This is a genomic window from Microcoleus sp. A6-C6 (genome assembly GCF_036705955.1).
Taxonomy (GTDB): domain Bacteria; phylum Cyanobacteriota; class Cyanobacteriia; order Cyanobacteriales; family Microcoleaceae; genus Microcoleus.
Genome location: NZ_JAUBVR010000014.1, coordinates 55035 through 72698 on the forward strand (window position 1 = coordinate 55035; position 17664 = coordinate 72698).

General features: G+C 44.5%; 19 protein-coding genes and 1 pseudogene. 9 read left to right on the forward strand and 11 right to left on the reverse strand.

Annotated features, from left to right (window positions below; translation table 11 throughout):
• Positions 1-562 precede the first annotated feature (562 nt).
• Positions 563-1210, forward strand: a pseudogene (locus QUB52_RS29230) (GAF domain-containing protein); the annotation flags it as partial.
• Between the two features lie 162 nt (positions 1211-1372).
• Positions 1373-2614 (forward strand): PAS domain-containing sensor histidine kinase, encoded by a 1242-nt coding sequence (locus QUB52_RS29235; RefSeq protein WP_442923184.1) that lies wholly within the window; start codon positions 1373-1375, stop codon positions 2612-2614.
• 118 nt (positions 2615-2732) lie between these two features.
• On the opposite strand, the gene crn3 is transcribed toward QUB52_RS29235, so the two are convergent.
• From crn3 to QUB52_RS08580, 7 genes are all read right to left on the reverse strand, one after another.
• Complete coding sequence (crn3, locus tag QUB52_RS08550; protein ID WP_265240019.1) at positions 2733-3062, reverse strand: CRISPR-associated ring nuclease Crn3/Csx3; 330 nt, start codon at positions 3060-3062, stop codon at positions 2733-2735.
• Between the two features lie 59 nt (positions 3063-3121).
• A complete protein-coding gene (locus QUB52_RS08555) occupies positions 3122-4057 on the reverse strand; it encodes a DUF192 domain-containing protein (RefSeq protein WP_265240018.1) in 936 nt (311 codons plus the stop codon).
• Positions 4058-4196: 139 nt separating this feature from the next.
• Positions 4197-6002, reverse strand: coding sequence for an NAD+ synthase (locus QUB52_RS08560; RefSeq protein WP_332973034.1), 1806 nt, complete (start codon positions 6000-6002; stop codon positions 4197-4199).
• Positions 6003-6096: 94 nt separating this feature from the next.
• Positions 6097-6390 (reverse strand): isochorismate lyase, encoded by a 294-nt coding sequence (locus tag QUB52_RS08565; protein WP_332968927.1) that lies wholly within the window; start codon positions 6388-6390, stop codon positions 6097-6099.
• A gap of 198 nt (positions 6391-6588) precedes the next feature.
• Complete coding sequence (locus QUB52_RS08570) at positions 6589-7338, reverse strand: NUDIX hydrolase (protein ID WP_332973035.1); 750 nt, start codon at positions 7336-7338, stop codon at positions 6589-6591.
• Complete coding sequence (locus tag QUB52_RS08575) at positions 7299-7898, reverse strand: nicotinate-nucleotide adenylyltransferase (RefSeq protein WP_265240013.1); 600 nt, start codon at positions 7896-7898, stop codon at positions 7299-7301. The genes QUB52_RS08570 and QUB52_RS08575 overlap by 40 nt, the downstream gene beginning before the upstream one ends.
• A gap of 232 nt (positions 7899-8130) precedes the next feature.
• A complete protein-coding gene (locus tag QUB52_RS08580; protein ID WP_332973036.1) occupies positions 8131-9534 on the reverse strand; it encodes a nicotinate phosphoribosyltransferase in 1404 nt (467 codons plus the stop codon).
• Between the two features lie 511 nt (positions 9535-10045).
• Between QUB52_RS08580 and QUB52_RS08585 the strand changes: the two genes are divergently transcribed.
• Entirely contained in the window at positions 10046-10216 is a 171-nt protein-coding gene (locus QUB52_RS08585) for an isochorismate synthase (protein WP_375339849.1), read from the forward strand.
• 189 nt (positions 10217-10405) lie between these two features.
• Here QUB52_RS08585 and QUB52_RS08590 read toward each other — a convergent pair whose 3' ends face one another.
• Positions 10406-11086 carry a diacylglycerol/polyprenol kinase family protein gene (locus tag QUB52_RS08590; protein ID WP_375339850.1) on the reverse strand — a complete coding sequence of 227 codons (681 nt, stop codon included), beginning with the start codon at positions 11084-11086 and terminating at the stop codon, positions 10406-10408.
• Positions 11087-11277: 191 nt separating this feature from the next.
• Here QUB52_RS08590 and QUB52_RS08595 point away from each other — a divergent pair, with 191 nt between their 5' ends.
• The 5 genes from QUB52_RS08595 to QUB52_RS08615 all read left to right on the forward strand — a co-directional run bounded on the left by QUB52_RS08595 (position 11278) and on the right by QUB52_RS08615 (position 13550).
• Positions 11278-11574, forward strand: coding sequence for a BrnT family toxin (locus tag QUB52_RS08595; RefSeq protein WP_265240010.1), 297 nt, complete (start codon positions 11278-11280; stop codon positions 11572-11574).
• The gene (locus QUB52_RS08600) at positions 11564-11848 is read left to right on the forward strand and encodes a hypothetical protein (RefSeq protein WP_265240009.1); all 285 of its coding nucleotides are present in this window, start codon (positions 11564-11566) and stop codon (positions 11846-11848) included. Before QUB52_RS08595 ends, QUB52_RS08600 begins: the two co-directional genes overlap by 11 nt.
• Positions 11849-11883: 35 nt before the next feature.
• Positions 11884-12165, forward strand: a complete 282-nt coding sequence (locus QUB52_RS08605; RefSeq protein WP_332973048.1) for a putative quinol monooxygenase — start codon at positions 11884-11886, stop codon at positions 12163-12165.
• A 139-nt stretch (positions 12166-12304) separates the two neighbouring features.
• The gene (locus tag QUB52_RS08610; RefSeq protein ID WP_332968922.1) at positions 12305-12439 is read left to right on the forward strand and encodes a hypothetical protein; all 135 of its coding nucleotides are present in this window, start codon (positions 12305-12307) and stop codon (positions 12437-12439) included.
• A 181-nt stretch (positions 12440-12620) separates the two neighbouring features.
• A complete protein-coding gene (locus QUB52_RS08615; protein ID WP_265240007.1) occupies positions 12621-13550 on the forward strand; it encodes a phosphoribulokinase in 930 nt (309 codons plus the stop codon).
• 254 nt (positions 13551-13804) lie between these two features.
• Here the strand turns inward: QUB52_RS08615 and QUB52_RS08620 are convergent, their stop codons facing one another.
• Together QUB52_RS08620 and QUB52_RS08625 are read right to left on the reverse strand one after the other, a co-directional pair.
• Entirely contained in the window at positions 13805-14317 is a 513-nt protein-coding gene (locus QUB52_RS08620; RefSeq protein ID WP_332968920.1) for an ARC6/PARC6 family protein, read from the reverse strand.
• A 77-nt stretch (positions 14318-14394) separates the two neighbouring features.
• A complete protein-coding gene (locus tag QUB52_RS08625; protein WP_265240005.1) occupies positions 14395-14601 on the reverse strand; it encodes a hypothetical protein in 207 nt (68 codons plus the stop codon).
• Between the two features lie 110 nt (positions 14602-14711).
• On the opposite strand from QUB52_RS08625, the gene QUB52_RS08630 reads away from it, so the two are divergent.
• Positions 14712-15692, forward strand: coding sequence for an ABC transporter ATP-binding protein (locus QUB52_RS08630; RefSeq protein ID WP_265240004.1), 981 nt, complete (start codon positions 14712-14714; stop codon positions 15690-15692).
• Between the two features lie 176 nt (positions 15693-15868).
• On the opposite strand, the gene QUB52_RS08635 is transcribed toward QUB52_RS08630, so the two are convergent.
• Positions 15869-17560 carry an ATP-binding protein gene (locus tag QUB52_RS08635; protein ID WP_332973037.1) on the reverse strand — a complete coding sequence of 564 codons (1692 nt, stop codon included), beginning with the start codon at positions 17558-17560 and terminating at the stop codon, positions 15869-15871.
• Positions 17561-17664 lie beyond the last annotated feature (104 nt).

The window sequence follows — 17664 nt, forward strand, 5'->3', positions numbered from 1 at the left end:
AAACAGATATTCTCGACCAACTAGAACGGAGGCCAGTTATTTACCAATATATGAAACCTTCCTATTTAGGGAATTTTATTTATAGTAATTAACCAGATAAATCGGGATAAAATGTATCAAAAATAGGCGACGGATTGGCAATATATTCCAGCCGCAATCCGAAACAGTTCGAGAGGGGGATACAAATAAAATTTATTTGGATAATTGTGTTGCAATGCTAGTAACTATGATGCACAACTTTTACGATGCGTTGGCAGATTTGGAAATCTATGCCGGTGCCACACCGATGGAGCGCCAAAAAATCCTTGAGCGCGTTGAGACAAGTCAGGAAAAACTCAAAGAATGTGCGCACCATACCCCGATCGATCACCAGCACAAGTTCGATTTGGTTGAGGCAGAATGGCTCCGTGTTTTGGGGAAGACTATAGAAGCAATGGAATTTTACGATAGAGCTATTGCCGGAGCTAACGCTAACGAATATTTGAATGAAGAAGCTCTTGCTTGCGAACTAGCTGCTAAGTTTTACCTGTCATTGGGAAGAGAAAAAATTGCCAGAGTCTACATGATAGACGCCTATAATTGTTATGTCCGCTGGGGAGATCGAGGCAAAATTGACGACTTAGAAAAAGCCTATTCTCAATTGTTGTCACCGATCGGGCAGCCCGCAAAACTCGCTACAGATTCATTAGCAACTTTCGCAATACCTGTCAAACAAAATCAATCTGTACCTTCATTAATTAATCCGTCTGTGTCGGCGACAGTCTCAGATTTCGGGAATTTTTCAACTCTGCTAAAAGCTTGTCAAGCGCTTTCTAGTGAAAGAGATCTGGATCAACTAATTGCCAAACTGATACAACTGGCGATCAAAAATACAGGCGTTGACAAAGGAGTGCTGATTTTGCAAAAGGGTAATCAATGGGAAATTGCTTCTGCAAGGGCGATCGATAATTTGGGTGTCGATCGGGCGATCGACTTATCATCCGCAACACTCGATGAAAATAGTGATATCCTGCCCCTAAAAATTGTTGATTGTGTTGAAAAATTGTTGAAACCTGTGATTTTGCGGGACATCGCTCAAAAAATTGATTGGGATTCCGATTCCTACATCCTCAAATACCAACCACAAAGCTTGTTGTGTTGGCCGATTCTCGATCAAGGTAAATTAATCGGCATTTTGTATCTAGAAAATCGGTTAACCGCAAGAGTTTTTACCCGCGATCGTCTGCAACGGCTGAATCTCCTATGTTTCCAAGCAGCCATCAGTTTGCAAAATGCTCTGCTATATCAAAAATCTCAGGATTACAGCCAAAAATTAGAGCGATTGCTAACAAAATTCAGTCGAGCCGAAGCTCAGCTTGCCGAGCAGAAACAAATGCTGCAAGCGATTCTTGATGTCGCTCCGATTTGGATTTGGATGGTTAATCCCAAGGGTAAAGTACAATTTTTCAACAAGACATTTTGTCAAGATGTGGGCGTGCCTCTGAGCGCTTTCCTAGCTGTCGAGCATTACAAAGATATACTGGGGGAAAATGCAGCGAACTGCCTGGTTTCAGATGCCGCCTGCCTTGCCCAAGATTCGCCCCATTACTCCAGCGAAACTCTCACATTGGTTGACGGAAAACAACACTATTTAGAAGTCACAAAAGTGCCGTTGAAAAATTACGATGACGAGACGATCGGAATTATTGGTTTGGGTGTTGATGCCACAGATCGCAAGCGCTCAAATGAGCTTTTGCAAGAGCAAAATCAATGCCTAGAACGAACTTTAAAAGATTTACAGCAAGCACAATTACAAATCGTACAAAGCGAGAAAATGTCGGCTTTGGGTAATTTGGTCGCCGGAGTCGCCCACGAAATAAACAATCCGATTGGGTTTATTGCTGGAAATTTGAACGAAGCTAAAAGATGTTTCGAGGATGTTATGGAACACTTGAATTTGTATCGCTCCGATGCACCGAAATCGGAAATTGCCGACCACGCGGAAGAGATAGATATCGATTATCTGTTAGCAGATTTACCGAAGATGATTGATTCCATGCAAGTCGGGTGCGATCGCATTTCCAGCATTAGCACTAGCCTCCGCACCTTCTCCAGGGGCGACAAAGACTACAAAGTTTCTTTTAATATTCACGATGGCATTGATAGCGCTATTTTAATTTTGAAACACCGCCTCAAAGCTAATGAACACCGTCCGCAGATTGAAGCGATCGCTAAATACGGCAATCTCCCTAAAATTGAATGTTTTCCTGGTCAATTGAATCAAGTTTTTATGAACTTGCTTGCTAATGCGATCGATGCCTTAGAAGAATCAAATCTAGGACGCAGTTTTAACGAAATTTCCGTCAAGCCCAACCGCATCAGCATTTCCACTGATGTAATGGGGGAAGAGTACATTAAAGTTACAATTACTGATAACGGAACTGGGATGTCAGAAGAAGTGAAAAAGCAGATATTCGACCATTTGTTCACGACGAAAGCTGTCGGGAAAGGAACGGGATTGGGGTTGGCAATTGCCCATCAGATTGTGGTAGAAAAACATGGTGGAACTATCGAGGTGAATGCCGAGCCAGGAGTTGGGACTGAGTTTGCGATCGTTTTGCCAGTCAGAGGATAAATTATAATTAAAATTAAATTAGGACTTAGATAAAAAGTAGTTTGACATCCTACATATAGCTGTAAGGTGCGCACTGCGCACCCTACATATAGTAACTTGCCCAACAATATCTAATTTACTAACTTGGTAAATTCAATTTTATTATTTGTCCAACCGAAACTTCGTGCTTGTGCGTCGCTACCACCACCGCACCTTCTAATCGCGGATCGTAACATCCAACCCAAGCGGCAGGATGGCATTCGTGCACTAAATACCCGTACAACCAAATTGCTCCTCTACCTTCGATGACAATTCCTTGGCTGAATTGAGCATTTTCAGGGATTTTTAAACCTTGTAAATCTTCGGGTGTGATGATACCGTCTTGAGTTGTAATTCGTAATCGTAAATGTTGGTAAGCTAAACCGTCTTGAGTTTGATTGGAGATTATTGTTAATTCAATAGGGTTCATTTTTGAGCTATCTGTATTTTACGTTTAATTAGGTGGATTTACTTAAAATCATATACTTTTTAGGGTAAATTGGGAATCCGATCGCCAATTTTCAATCCCAATTGGGCCGCCCTACCGCCTTTGAGCTCGATCACTCCGTCAACGGGAAAATCGGGGCCGTAGCTGGGACAGGTGTCGCTGAAACAGGGCGGTACGTTGGAAATTATCGCCTGCACGATGCCTTCCCGCAGAAAAATCATATCGAGCTCGATTTGCACGTTTTTCATCCAGAAACGCACATTGCGCGGGGGGGCGATCGGGAAAAGCATTCCCCTGTCATCGGGCAATTCTGTCCGAAACATTAAGCCAATTGCTTGTTCTTGGGGAGTTTGCGCTACTTCTAGTCCGATCCCGCCCGCGCCCGCGCCCAAAATAGTATTCACAGAAACTGGCAAAATTTGACCCATATCCATCCCACCAAACATTGAGATAAAGTTTGATTCAGTCAAATTAAATCTTCCTGAAACTACTCCTAAATAGTTACCAGAATTTTTATTTTGTATCAGAGTTTGGTTCTCAAAAACAGAAATATTTAAATCGCTAAACTTGATGCCATCTGTCAAGACAATTTTATCATTTCCGTTGCCAAAATCTGTAATTATATCGGCTTCAGTAACAGTAGATACGACGGAGGTTTGATCAATTACAAATAAATCATCGCCCGCGCCTCCTGTCAAGATATCTTTGCCTTCGTCGCCGATTAGCAAATCGTTACCCCGATCGCCATTAATCGCATCTTCACCTTGTCCTCCATAGATTGTATCGCTTCCTTGCCCTCCAAACAGGGTATCGGCGCCTTCGTTTCCGGCCAGTAAGTCATTGTCGCGATCGCCAAAAATTAGGTCATTCCCCGCCAAACCTTGAATTGTGTCATTACCCGCAAATCCTCTCATCGTATCGTTTCCGGGAGTTCCCAGGAGAAAATCGAAGCCGAAAGTACCGTCGATATTAACCATTTTGTTTTTAATAAGTAAGTCATCACAAAAAACATAGTATCTGGTAGCGGCGGGTTAAGCCACAATCTATAACATCCCAACCAATAATTTTATTCAAAACCCGCCCTCTCCCATGTAATGTTTATTTATAACCACCTACTTAAAAGGAAGCTTTGGCGATCGGCATCCGCCAACCGGTACCAAAAGCTCGATCGCTAATTTTCAAACCTGGCGGTGCTTGTCGCCGTTTAAACTCCGATTGCCTGACTAATTTTACTACACGCTTAACCACGGCTTCATCGTGTCCCGCCGCGATAATTTGTTGGGTAGATTCGTGATGTTCGATCAACCGCTGCAAGATGTCATCCAAAACATCGTAATCAGGCAAAGAATCTTGGTCAAGTTGCCCCGGTTTCAGTTCAGCACTCGGCGCTTTATTGATAATATTAACTGGAATCATCTCTTTCCCCAACTTAACAGCATCTTTCCCCATCCCGCTGTCAGAATTCAGCCACCGACAAAGCGAATAAACGCGAGTTTTCGGAACATCAGAAATGACTGCCAAGCCGCCATTCATATCGCCGTAGAGAGTGCAGTAACCCACCGACATTTCCGACTTATTGCCAGTGGAAAGCAGCAAATGTCCGAACTTGTTAGAAATTGCCATTAACAGATTGCCACGAATTCGCGATTGAATATTTTCCTCGGCAATCCCGAAAGTGGTATTGACAAACAAATCGGCGAAAGTGCGATCGTAAGTTTTCATCAAATCGGCGATCGGCAATAGTTCGATCGCAATACCGAGATTTCGGGCTAATTCCAAAGCATCATTAACCGAATGATCCGAACTGTAAGGAGAAGGCATCAGCACCCCCAGCACATTTTCGGGTCCGATCGCGCAACTAGCGATCGCCGCCACCAAAGCCGAATCTATCCCGCCACTCAAACCAAGTACAACCTTAGAAAAACCGCACTTGCGAACATAATCTCGCACTCCCAAAACCAAAGCCGCCCAAATTTCCGCATCCTCGAATGGCGGTTCAAAACTTAAACCAGTTGTGGAATGGGCATCTTGCCCGTTCCCACCGCTGCCAACTAAACCTGCTTTTTGTGCTTCACATTCCCCTCCAAAATCACTTGTGGAACGGGCATCTTGCCCGTTCCCGCTGCCAATCAAATCTTGTTTATTCTCATCATATTCCAGTACAGCAAAATCAGTTTCAAAAGAAGCCAATACCAGAATCAAATTACCCTGAAGATTCACCGCAAAACTGCTACCATCAAAAATAATATCATCATTTCCCCCTACCTGATTAGCATAAACAATCGGTATCCCTGAACGGATGACACTGTGCTGCAACATCGCCGATCGCACTCCCCGCTTCCCGACAGAATAAGGCGATGCCGACAAATTCACCACTAAATCCACGTCCAATTTTGCCAAATCGGAAATAGGATCACCGGCGTAACTACGTTTACCCCAAAACTCCTCATTGTTCCACAAATCCTCACAAATTGTCACACCAATTTTGAGTTTACCAATAGTGAAATAATTACTATTTTTTCCAGGTTCAAAATATCTATCTTCATCAAATACATCATAGGTAGGCAACAAGCGTTTATTAAAAACTTGTTGGACTGCGCCATTTTGCAACAAAACAGCACTGTTGAACAATAACTTTTCGCCGAGTTTTACAGCATCAGGATTAGGTAAAGCAGTCCCGACAATGACTGTTAAATCTGGTGGCAAAGCTTGCGCCAGTTGCAGCAACTGTGCGCCTGCGGCTGCGATGAAACTCGGGTTCATCAACAAATCGCGCGGCGGATAACCGATCAGGGAAAGTTCCGTTGTTAGCAATAAGTTTGCGCCCTCAACCTGCGCTTGTTTCGCAGTCTCCAGAATTAGGTTGGAGTTGCCACAGATATCACCAATAGTAGGGTTGAGTTGTGCGATCGCAATTTTCATATCACCAATTCACCTAATAAATCTTGCTAGCAGTCCGCCGATGCGGACTTAATTTCCTATATACCTAGACTTGAAGGTCGGGAAACATTACTCATTACTCGGATTTGTAATGTTTTAACTCTTCCTCAATAAAATGATTGACCAAATGGCGGTAAATATTTTCAACCACATCAGGATTCAAACCCGATTCCAGAGCCCACTCACGCCGCTGCTGTAACATAGCCTGAAAGCGATCGGGCGCTCTAACGCTCGCTTCACTCGTTTTGAACCTTGCTGCTGCGATGACATATTGAAATCTCTTGCTCAAAGCCTCTATCACTTCTCGATCGATGACATCAATTTCCTCCCGAACTTCGTGAATATTAGCGCATTCATCAGGGTCTTTCATTGCCGGCACTCCTTAATAGCTTCTTTTCTCATATTACTAAATTGATTCCTGAATGTCAGTCAATTTTCCATTTTTAGATTTTAGATTTGAAATTTACTCCACCGATTAATCTGAGAGATTGAACTAGCGCCTAAAATTTGCGATCGACCCTAAGCCGTCGATGGATTCAATTTTTAGGCGGAGTCATCCAATGAACAGCTAGATAAACACCAATGGCTTATTTTTGAAGGGAGCAAAAGCAGCCGCATCAAAGCGGTACAAACTAGCAGGGCGGCCCGCACCTCGCGAAACCTTAACACGGGTATCGCACAAAAAACCCAATTTCAACAATCGAGCTCGAAAATTAGAATAATCCGAAAAATTCTCCCCCAAAACAGTAGTATAAAGTTGATATAGATCGCTCAAGGTAAAAAGCTCCGGCAAAACTTCAAAAGCTACCGGGCTGTATTCAAGTTTGTTCCGCAGTCGCCGATATCCGTATTCGAGAATTTGATTGTGATCGAATGCTAGCTTCGGAACTTGTTGTACGGGATACCAAGCAATGCCACCGACGCGATGGCCGACACCCGCAACTACACTCCCAGCAATCAATTCAGCTTCCTCAAACCGCACCAAAGCAAAATAACTTACCGAAAGATAGCGATCGCCCCTGGTGAATTGCCGAGGATCGCGCCCCGGTTCTCCGAAAGTATACAATTGCTCCAAATACAAGTTTTTCACTCTAATTTTTTCCGACAAAATGCGGTAAGCTGCATTTTCTAGAGACTCTCCGTGTCGCACCAAAGTACCAGGAAGACTCCAAGAATCGATAAACGGTTCGTCTTGCCGCATTACCAACAGCACCAACAAGCGGTTCTGCACGGTATCGACGGAGAAAATTACATTATCTACTCCTACTTTAAAGTCAGCTAATGAGCAACTTTCGCTCTTTTTTGTGCCTCGTGCCATGCGTACAAATGCTCCCGATTAATGTAATCCTCGATAGTTGGAGTTAGGGCTTCGGTGTCTCCTGTTTCGCGATAGGAAGTTGAAGAAACATCAGGAGCGTTCAAAGATGCGATCGCCACTTCTGCACCCAGGCGCCTTAACTGCCACAAATCTAACTGTTCTGACGGATAACCAGGCCGCGGTACAATCAGCAACTCCACTTCTTTTAATAACTGTTCAAATTTGTACCAGCGAGGCAGTTGTCCCACCAAGTCCGAACCTATTACCATCGTCAACTCTGCATCCGGCCACTGCAATCTTGCTTGTTCCACAGTTTCTAGCGTCCTAGGACTGCTGAGTTCTGGATGTAGGCAAAGATTGTGTCTTGGCGAATTAATTTCTTGAATGATTAACAGCAGCATTGCCGATCGATGTTCGAGGGATGTCTGGTGCGACTTGAAAGGATTGTCCGATGCCCAAACTGCTACCCAATCAAAATGCTGAGAAAGCCAACTCAGGATTGTTTTGTGTCCTGCTGTCGGCGGATCGGCACTGGTTCCAAATAAGGCAATTTTTTGCATAGGGAATCGTTCATTCAGTTGACAGTTGACAGTTGACAGTTGACAGCGACCTCTACCTAGAAGGAAGAGGATTTACTCGTTACCAGGCGACCGCCTGGTAATGCAGATCTGGAGGCTCTGCCGACCTTTTCCTAAGCGAGGCAGAGCCTGTGGATCGGGGTTCCCAGGCTAGAGCCTGGGAACCAGTTATAATTTCAGTTTTAAATTATAACCAATGACTAATTACTGATGACTAATGACTCTTTCTGGTTTTTTGAGTGAGAGTTTGCAAATCTGTAGAAATTTCCATCGGTGGCGAAATCGGGTTATTTAGTTGGCGAGTTTCTGCCGGGAGACTGGCGACAGAAGCAGCAGTTCGTTTGGCAATCTCGTCCAAACTTTCCGGTTTCTGCACTCGTTTGCCATCTTTGACAACTAATCTTATTAATGGTATGTAAGCCGCTGAATTATAATTCCCCCCCCCTGTTAGTCCCAAACAATCGCTGACAATTTCTCCATCTTTAACTGTTCTAAAAATTTGCTTTTTCCCTGGATATGTTACCTTGCCGCTTGCCTCCTTCATCACCGGAATTCCGTCAATTTCCACCAACTTATAAACACCGTTCACAGGCGAACCGCTGACCAACTTTGTTCCTAAACCGTAACCGTCAATGCAAGCGCCCGCACTTTTTAATTTAGCAATTTCGTGTTCGTCCAAATCGCCACTAGCAATAATCGGCACGCCCGGCAGGATCGATCGCACTTCCCGCGACAATTTTACCAAATCCCCCGAATCCAGCCGCACACCTTGCAACGGTATTTCACCGCTGTTTACTTGATCGGCCAACATCCGCGCCGCCGCCACAGTATCGTAAGTATCAATCAGTAGCGGTGCGCCCGGAAAATAGCGGTGAAATGCTGCAAACGCCTCCTCTTCGCTGCCTTCGAGAGCCGACACAGCCATTACTAAAGCATGGGCGATCGTACCAACAGGCTGGCGGCCCAACTTCAAAGCAGCCAAAACATTAGAAGTACCATCGAACCCAGCAGCCAGAGCAGCCCTCGCCGCCCACACAGCAGCTTGCGGCCCAAAAGCCCTGCGCGTCCCAAATTCCAGCAACTTAGCGTCAGGGCCCGCCGCATCCCGCAGCCGCGCAGCCCGCGTCGCGATCAAAGTTTGATAATTGATCGCATTCAGCAAATAAGTTTCTACTAACTGAGCCTGCCACAGAGGAGCCTCAATTCGCAATAGAGGCTGATTGGCAAATACCGCCGTCCCCTCTGGAACCGCCCAAACATCGCCAGTAAAGCGGGCTGTGGCGAGTAGAGTCCAAAATCGCTCCGGGGCCCCGGCAAAAATTCCGGTGGACTGCAAAGCCTGAATTTGCGCCTCGGAGAACCGAAATTTTTCTAGATAGTCGATCGCTTGAGCCAAGCCCATCGCGATCGCATAACCAAAACCCTCTGGTAGCCTCCGCGCGAACAATTCAAAACTCGCAAGGCGATCGTCGAGCCCTTCTCCGACGTAACAAGCCGTCATCGTGAGCTGGTAGAGATCGGTCAAAAGGCTGTAATCTGCTGAGGAAACCGTCAGTTCCCCGTCTTCTAAAATTTCCTCAAAACCTGTGAGGTGCAGGCTTTCTGTCGCAGTTTTCATGAAAAACCCCGGACAAACTTATTTATTTAATTATAGTGATAAATACCATATCTTTTTGTAAATTTTTGATAAAGATTGCTGATACCATATTGCGTTTTTCTTAACAACGCTCTTGCACAGAGGGTTTTAGGTTAATTTGCGGATTAAGATTATGGTATTTTTAATAAAAACAGCGAATTTGAGTTTGTAGGGTGTGCAGCGCGCGATCGTGTTGATTTAGAGGCGCGCGGGTGCATTTGGAGTTTTGTGGAAAGCATTTTTTTTGTTTGAGGGCGATCGTCCGAGGTAACTGTCAACTGTTGAAAAGAAGTATTGCTACAAGAACGGCCGATGCGTCTCGGCGCACCCTACAATATTCAAGCAGAAATCTATCAGGTCGATCGCCCAAGCTTCGCAATTCCTAAAAGCTTCAGGTTGCTTCGATGTTGCGGACTAATAAGTAATTCAAACAAATATTGCTAAAGGAACCAAAAAACCGAAATTAATAGTAATCTAAGAAGTATCAGAAGCAATGACAAGAGAGGCAGATGTGATGAATCTTTCTAAATCTTTGGCAGATGCGATGCGTTACGTTTCCGAAGGTGCGATGAGGATTTTTAAACGGAACGATGACGATTATCCCAATACAGGAGTTCAGCCTTTTGAAGGTACGCCACCCAAAGGCTCTAAAAAAGACCCATGATTGGGCGATCGGGTAGTTTCTAGCGAGGTAAGCAAAGACATTTGCCTCAAGCAACAGCGGCAAGTTTTTCGACTACTTTTAAATATATTCAATTTTTCCCAGTTAAACAAAGTTTAGCTGGGATTTTGCCGTGAAAAGCAGGTATTGGTGGCGTTGGTGTTTTGAGTTTTATCAGAACTCAAGTCCTCACTAGGAACCAATTACCCAAAATTGATTGAGGAAAAAGGCGATCGCCGCACTGCCAATTGGCACAGTCAAATTGTCAATTCCCAACTTAGAAACCGACTCCAAAGTAGCAGCAACCAAAGCTACAACAGCCGACACCGCCCAAGTTTGCCAAACATTGCCTTGCACCGTCAGCAAAATCAAACTACTAACAGCAAAACTCACCAAATACATAGTTGCAGAACCTTCCCAACTCTTCTGGATTCCCCAAACTCGATAAAGATGTTTGCCGTATTTTTTGCCAATGACAGCGGCCAATCCATCGCCCCAAGCCATCACTAAAATGCCCAAAGCTGCGTATTCTTGATGTTGCAGCGGCCAAAACCAAGCTACGAGAACGCTGATACTAACAGCATAGAAAAAAGTCCCGAAACTCTTGCGGTTGATACTGTTAAGACTGGGCAAAATCGGAACTTGGTAAGAAATTAGGGCGATCGCACCTGCTAAAACCCCTGCCGAAATCCCCACCCAGCCGGGTATTTCCAGCCACCAAGCCAGCAAAATCACGTTCCCAGTACCGATGTGAACCACCTTCCGCGATACCTCTGCATCGACGGAAGTAAAGCGGTTTAACCCCTCAGCTACCAGCAAAATCACGCCCAACCAGGCTCCCACGAGGGAAAGTTGTAACCACACAGTCGGCATTTCAGATAATATAGACACGATAATTTAGGAAAAATTGCGATCGGGCACTGTTTACTACTTTAGTGGAGATTCAATCCATTTCGGCCGGAGAGGGTGATCGCGATTTAGGGAGCAAAAATTGGTGCTTTTTTAAGTCGATTCACCGAAAAACGTATTGACAATGTAAATACATCTTGGTTACACTATAAGCTATGGATGTGTATTTCGTACTCAATGGTGTAGCCTTCGTTTGGAATGAGGAGAAAGCTCGGATCAATCCCAGAAATCATGACGGCGTAACATTTCAGCAAGCCGCAGAAGCCTTCTTCGATCCGCTCCTAGTGGTGGTTGATGCAAGTCGCAACGATGAAGAGCGAGATGCTGTCATTGGTTTGGACAGACGTTGGAATCTTTTGTATGTCGTCTACATTGAGCGTGAAAACGACATCATTCGGATAATTTCGGCTCGTAAAGCCACGCGCAAGGAACGCGAATACTATGAAAATTGAGGCATTGAAAAAGCGGCTAGATAGAAATCGTCCCATGACAAGTATCACCATTCGGATGCCCGAAGATGTGATTGAAGATTTGAAACGAGTAGCGCCATTGCTGGGTTTTTCTGGTTATCAGCCCTTGGTACGTGCTTATATTGGACAAGGACTGCGATCGGATCTGGAACGTCTAGAAGGTGATACAGTTTCTGCCTTGATTGCCAGTTTGAAGCGTCACGGTGTGAGTGATGAAGTCATTCATGAAGCACTCAGCGAAGTTACTCAGCAGTGAATATTTAAAATTAGAGAAAAATAGGTTTGATTGCTATGCAGTATGTCTTAATTATTCATGAAGTCGCAAATTATGAAGGTTGGAAAAAGGTATTTGACAATGCTGCAACCATCCGAAAAGAAGCTGGCGAGCGCTCCTATCAGGTTTTGAAGTATGACAGTGAACCTAACAAAATTGTTCATTTTTCCGCCTGGACATCAACAACAGATGCCAGGGCGTTCTTTGAGTCACCTGCATTGGTTAAAATTAGAGAGGAAGCGGGAGTCAAAGCTCCTGAATTTATATATTTAGACCAATTAGAGTCAGGAGTATTGTGAAATACATATTGTATATAGCCTTTCGAGCGAAAGATGAGAAAGGCTATATATCTGCCCATTAAGAGTAACTTTTTCATGCTTTCTTTAATTCCCCAATCTCAGATCGGAATCTTTACAAACAAACATATCCCTCCCACCGATGCTGCAATTTGTACTACACTCATGGACTACTGGGACAGTTGGCGGGGCTGATTTTTCCGAGATTCTGAGTATAGCCGGATTTAAAAGTGCGATCGACATTGCGGGCGATCGAGAAATGGGCGTGATTTTTTGATCAGATGCTCTCTGAGTCTCCGATGCCGCATTTTATTAAGAAATAATACAATAATTTTACACATTGGGGAGACTCCGGGGGGGATCAAGTCAAACTATGCGATTAGCGATCGCAACGAACACTATTTTGATAAGATTTAGGATTCACCAAAAATTTGCTATTGTCCGTCGGGGTAAAAACAATGAGCGATCGACCAATCATTCTCGGTATTGTCGGAGACAGCGCAGCGGGCAAAACCACCCTGACGCGGGGAATTGCCCAAGTATTGGGGCCAGAAAATGTCACTGTGATTTGTACAGACGACTATCACCGCTACGACAGAAAGCAGCGGGCAGAAATCGGGATCACAGCACTGCATCCCGACTGCAATTACCTCGACATCATGCAGCAGCACCTCAGCCTGCTACGCACCGGACAAGCTATTCTCAAACCCATTTACAACCACCACTCAGGTACATTCGATGCGCCGGAATACATTAAGCCCAGCAAATTTGTAATAGTTGAAGGTTTACTGGGTTATTCAACTCGTGCAATCCGCGATTCTTACGATGTAAAAGTGTATCTCGCTCCCCCAGAAGAGTTGCGAACTCAGTGGAAAGTTAAGCGCGATATCATGAAGCGCGGTTATACTGAAGAACAGGTGCTGGCAGAAATGAAAAAGCGGGAATCGGATTCAGAAGATTATATTCGCCCCCAGCGCAAATTTGCCGACGTTGTAGTTAGTTTTTACCCGGCAGAAGCGGACAAAGAATCAAATTTAAGCGTCCGTTTAGTGCTCAGGCCGACAATTCCTCACCCGGATTTTACTGAGATTTTAGGTCGAGGCAGCGATAGTTTTCAACCTGCAATTCGCCTGGGACTCGATCGGGATATGGGCAAACCGGTTGACGTTTTGGAAGTAGACTCCCACGCTACTAACGAACAAGTAAACGAACTGGAAAAGATTTTGTGCAACGAAATGCCGCACCTGCGGGGATTTTGTTCTACCGAAGGCAATCCCGAAATTGGCAAACTGATCGGCACAACTGGCGAAGTTTTGGAAAGTTACCCGCTAGCTTTGACGCAGTTGCTAGTTTCATATCATATGATGAAGGCAATTCATCTGTATTAAGCTGTACTGCATTTAAATTGCATATTCGGGCGGGCTAGAAGCCCACCCCACAAGAGTTGGATTATTTATGTAGTTATTGTAGGGTGCGTCAGAGGGGAAATTATTAATTTATATTCAAAACATTCTGCCCTGACGCACCCTACAAACTATTGATTTATCACATGATAAAAGCAATTCATTTGTCTGAGTTTAGTTAGTGATTAGTGGTTAGTGGGCAGTTGTTATTGCAATAACCAATAACAAATAACCACTAACTAATAACGCATGATTTGAGAATCTGCTATTTTCCAAATGCCATCCCAATACTCCAAGGTATAGCGAACTACCCTAGTATTAAAACTGCTAGTCTCGACTCGATCATCTCGGTAGACTGTGGCATCTTCCGTGACTCTGACTTCAATCGTGGCTTTGTTTCCAGAGACTGCGAAACGTTCGACGGATTCAACTTTTTGAACACCATATCGGTAGTGAGAATTAGTGATTCTCAAGTTGTCAATCCCTTTGACTGTATCACTATACAAAATACCTGTAGTCATTGTAGCCAACAATTGGCGATCGAACGGAGGAGCAAATATTTTCTGTTTTGCATCCAGCCACCGACCAATTAAATCCGAAGCTTGTCCGAGAGTAATATTCTGAGCTTCACTAATATAATTTTCGCAGTAATTTGTTGCTAACGGTTGTCTGGTGCAAGTAATATTTTCCGCTTTCGCGGGCGGAGTCAACCACAAAGGAGTTAAGATGGCAAGTAAGATAATCGGCTTCATATGTTAGAGTCCTCAATAGTAATCCGATCTACATCCTTCACTAACGACATTTCGGAAATTGAATTGTCTTGTTTTTGTCACAATTGAGGATAAATCCTCAGTGCTGGGAAAGTCAGATTAGCAGTAGCAAATTGCTGAATTGGCTGCGAGACTGGCAACTGACTTTGAGGTGCGGGCAGCATTTCGCCTCGGAAGTCCAGGATGGTAACGAGTAGCAGGTAGGCAAATGCTAACATTATAGAAATCACGCCGGTGATGATAGCAATAATTTTTGAACGATCCATATTCAGATATTTTTAAGTGCAGCTAATATTAGTTTAACATTAAAAAGAGCAATTATGACGAAACTTATGCAATAGAATATAATCAGGTGCTACTTATTTAGATGACGAAAATGGAACCTTTTATAGATGCGCCAACTTCCACCGAGATTCCCGGATCTACCCCTGTGGTGGAAATATTTAATCTGGGGAAGTTCTACCGTACCGGCTTCTGGATGAACGAAAAAATAGAATCGCTCAAAAGTTGCACTCTGACTGTTTCTGAGGGGGAAACTTTCGGGCTGTTAGGGCAGAATGGAGCGGGGAAAACTACGCTGCTGAAGACTTTGCTGGGGATAGTGCGGCCGACTTCTGGCAGGGGGCTGCTGTTGGGGAGGCCTTTGGGCGATCGCAACGTGAAGCGGCGAGTCGGCTATTTGCCAGAAAATCCCTACTTTTACGATTATCTCACGGGCTGGGAATTCTTGCAATTTGCGGCGGGTTTGTTTGAAATTCCGACCTCGATTCAGCGGCAGCGAATTCCGCATTTGCTAGAGTTAGTTGGTTTATCTCAATCGGCGGCAATAAAAAAACAGTTGCGCCAGTATTCTAAGGGAATGCTGCAACGAATCGGCATGGCTCAAGCTTTGATTAACAATCCCGATGTGGTATTTTTGGATGAGCCGATGTCGGGTTTAGATCCGATGGGGCGCTATCAGATGCGGGAGATAATTTTATCGCTGAAAAATCAAGGGAAAACGATTTTTTTTAATTCGCATATATTGTCGGATGTGGAGAAGATTTGCGATCGGGTGGCAATTTTGGCTAAGGGTGAGTTAATTTGCATTGGTGCGATCGACGAACTCCTGGGAAATACTGAAACTTACCGGGTTGAAGGTAGGGGTGGCCACTTGAATATTCTGAAAAAATGGATACCGGATATGGAAGTTGATAATGATTTGTGGTACGGTCATTTGCAGGGAAGTCCGAAGGAGTTTATTTCTAGTCTGAGCATGAGTGGAGGGCAGCTAATTGGGATGAATTTGGCTAAGCCTTCTTTGGAAGAGTTTTTTATGCAGCAATTGCAAGAAAGAGGAATTTATTCGAGTGGTTGATGTTGAAATCAAGAAACCAGGCGGTGGAAAATCGGCAGTTGAAATCAAGAAACTCGGCGGTGGAAAATCGACAGAAACCAAAAAACTCGGCAGTTGAAACCGCGTCTACACAAACGAAGTCCGCCTTCGCGGACTAAGAAAACGGGCAAGATGCCCACCCCACAATACATAAAGTTTTATTGTGGGGTGGGCATCTTGCCCGCCCCTGAAAGGCTAATGTTTTTCACTTCCGCTAACAATGGCAACTCTATATTTCCACACACTAATTCTGCACAATTCCACTGTCGCAGATATTCACAAACTCCCGAAATAATCGCATTTGCTGCATCCAAATCCCCAGCTTGACACCCGTGATAATGCGCTCTGATCAACGGCTTAATATCCTCAATATGTTGCCATTCACATTCAGGTTTTAGGGGAATGCTGATAAAATAGCGGTAGGCTTGGCGGTGTGCGGTGCGAAAGTTTTCGGGATTTTGATTCAATATTCGATCGCCCTTTTCGCGCACTAACGGATGCAACTGGTAAGATGAGCGCTGACAGTCATAATACAGCAATTGTCGGCGTTTGAGAGCGAGGATAATATTTTCTTTGAGTTCGTACTTGCTAACTTCTGGCATTTGAGCGGCTATTCCCGCAAAATTCAGCGGATATTCTGCGGTTTGATAGACTGAAATTCGGCTTAAGCAAGTTCGCTCAATGTCGCTGAGACGCGCTATCATTTCATCCAGCAGACTCTCAATCGGTCGAGTTAGCAACCAGTCTCTATCTTGCAAAAATTGGCTGACATTGCCTTGATATTCGCTGTCATCGCGAATCAATGAGGCTATTAGTTGCAAAGCTTGGGGATGTCCTTGATAGCGGTCGGCAAGTTCGGTCAATTCTTCTATTGTACCGATTAAATTAAATGATGTCAATAGGGCAACAGCGCAATTGTTTGTGAGTCCATCGAGCCTAATTTCGCGGGTAATTGTTGGCGGCAATTCTGCTATGGTTTCGCGACTGATAAATATGATTTTACTTTGATGTGCTGTTTCTATAAGTAGTTTGAATAACCAAGCGTATTCGGATTGGGTTTCGGCAAAATATCCGGCTGTTTCGGCTCGCCCAAGTTGCAAAATGGTTTCTAGGCGATCGCACACAATTAAGCATGGTTTATTTTTGAGCAACTTTAGCAGTTTTTCGATCTTTTGGAATGAGTGCACTGGGGCGGCACTTGGTGAATTTTGGATGGGAAAAGTTGTATCTGCGGAGGAAAGTGCAGATAGGAGGGAATCGAGAAACCAATCAAATTGAGGTGCTTGGTTTTTGACGAATTCCAATGATTGCCAAGCGACGGCGACAAAGGGATTGTTTTCTGTTTGAAGTTGGCGGATGAGTTGACTGATCAGGGTTGTTTTGCCGATTCCGGGTAAGCCGACAAGGGCGATGGCAGTGACGGGAACCCCCCCCAGCCCCCCCTTGCTAAGGGGGGGAGCAGGATCGGTGATTAGGGTTTTTAAGACATCGATATCTTTGGTGCGATCGTGCCAATTCCAGACTGGGGGTATGTTGTCGGGAAGTGCGAATGTGCGATCGGTTTGGGCGTCTGGGGCGATATCTGCGATCGCGGCAGCTAATAGTAATTCTGTTTGCTTGATATCGTTGCGCTCAATAATATCTTCCCAGTTATTGATTCCTACGGCCTTACAAATAGCAATAAATGTTTCGCGTCGAATTGGCTTTTGCGCCCAAAACCGCTTTAAGGTTGCTTTTGAAGTGAAAGCAGCGTGGCACCAGAGTTCATCTGTTTTGTTCCATCCGGGGTTTCGTCTTACCAAATCGATTATTTTTAGTCCTTCTTCGGATGCTCTGAGCAAACCTGCCATTTTTACTCCTTTACCATAACTCTGCCCCAATGGAATTATAGATTACATCGGAGAGCCGAAAGATGAGCCAAATGAGCTAAATGAGCCAAATGAGCCGTTTATGT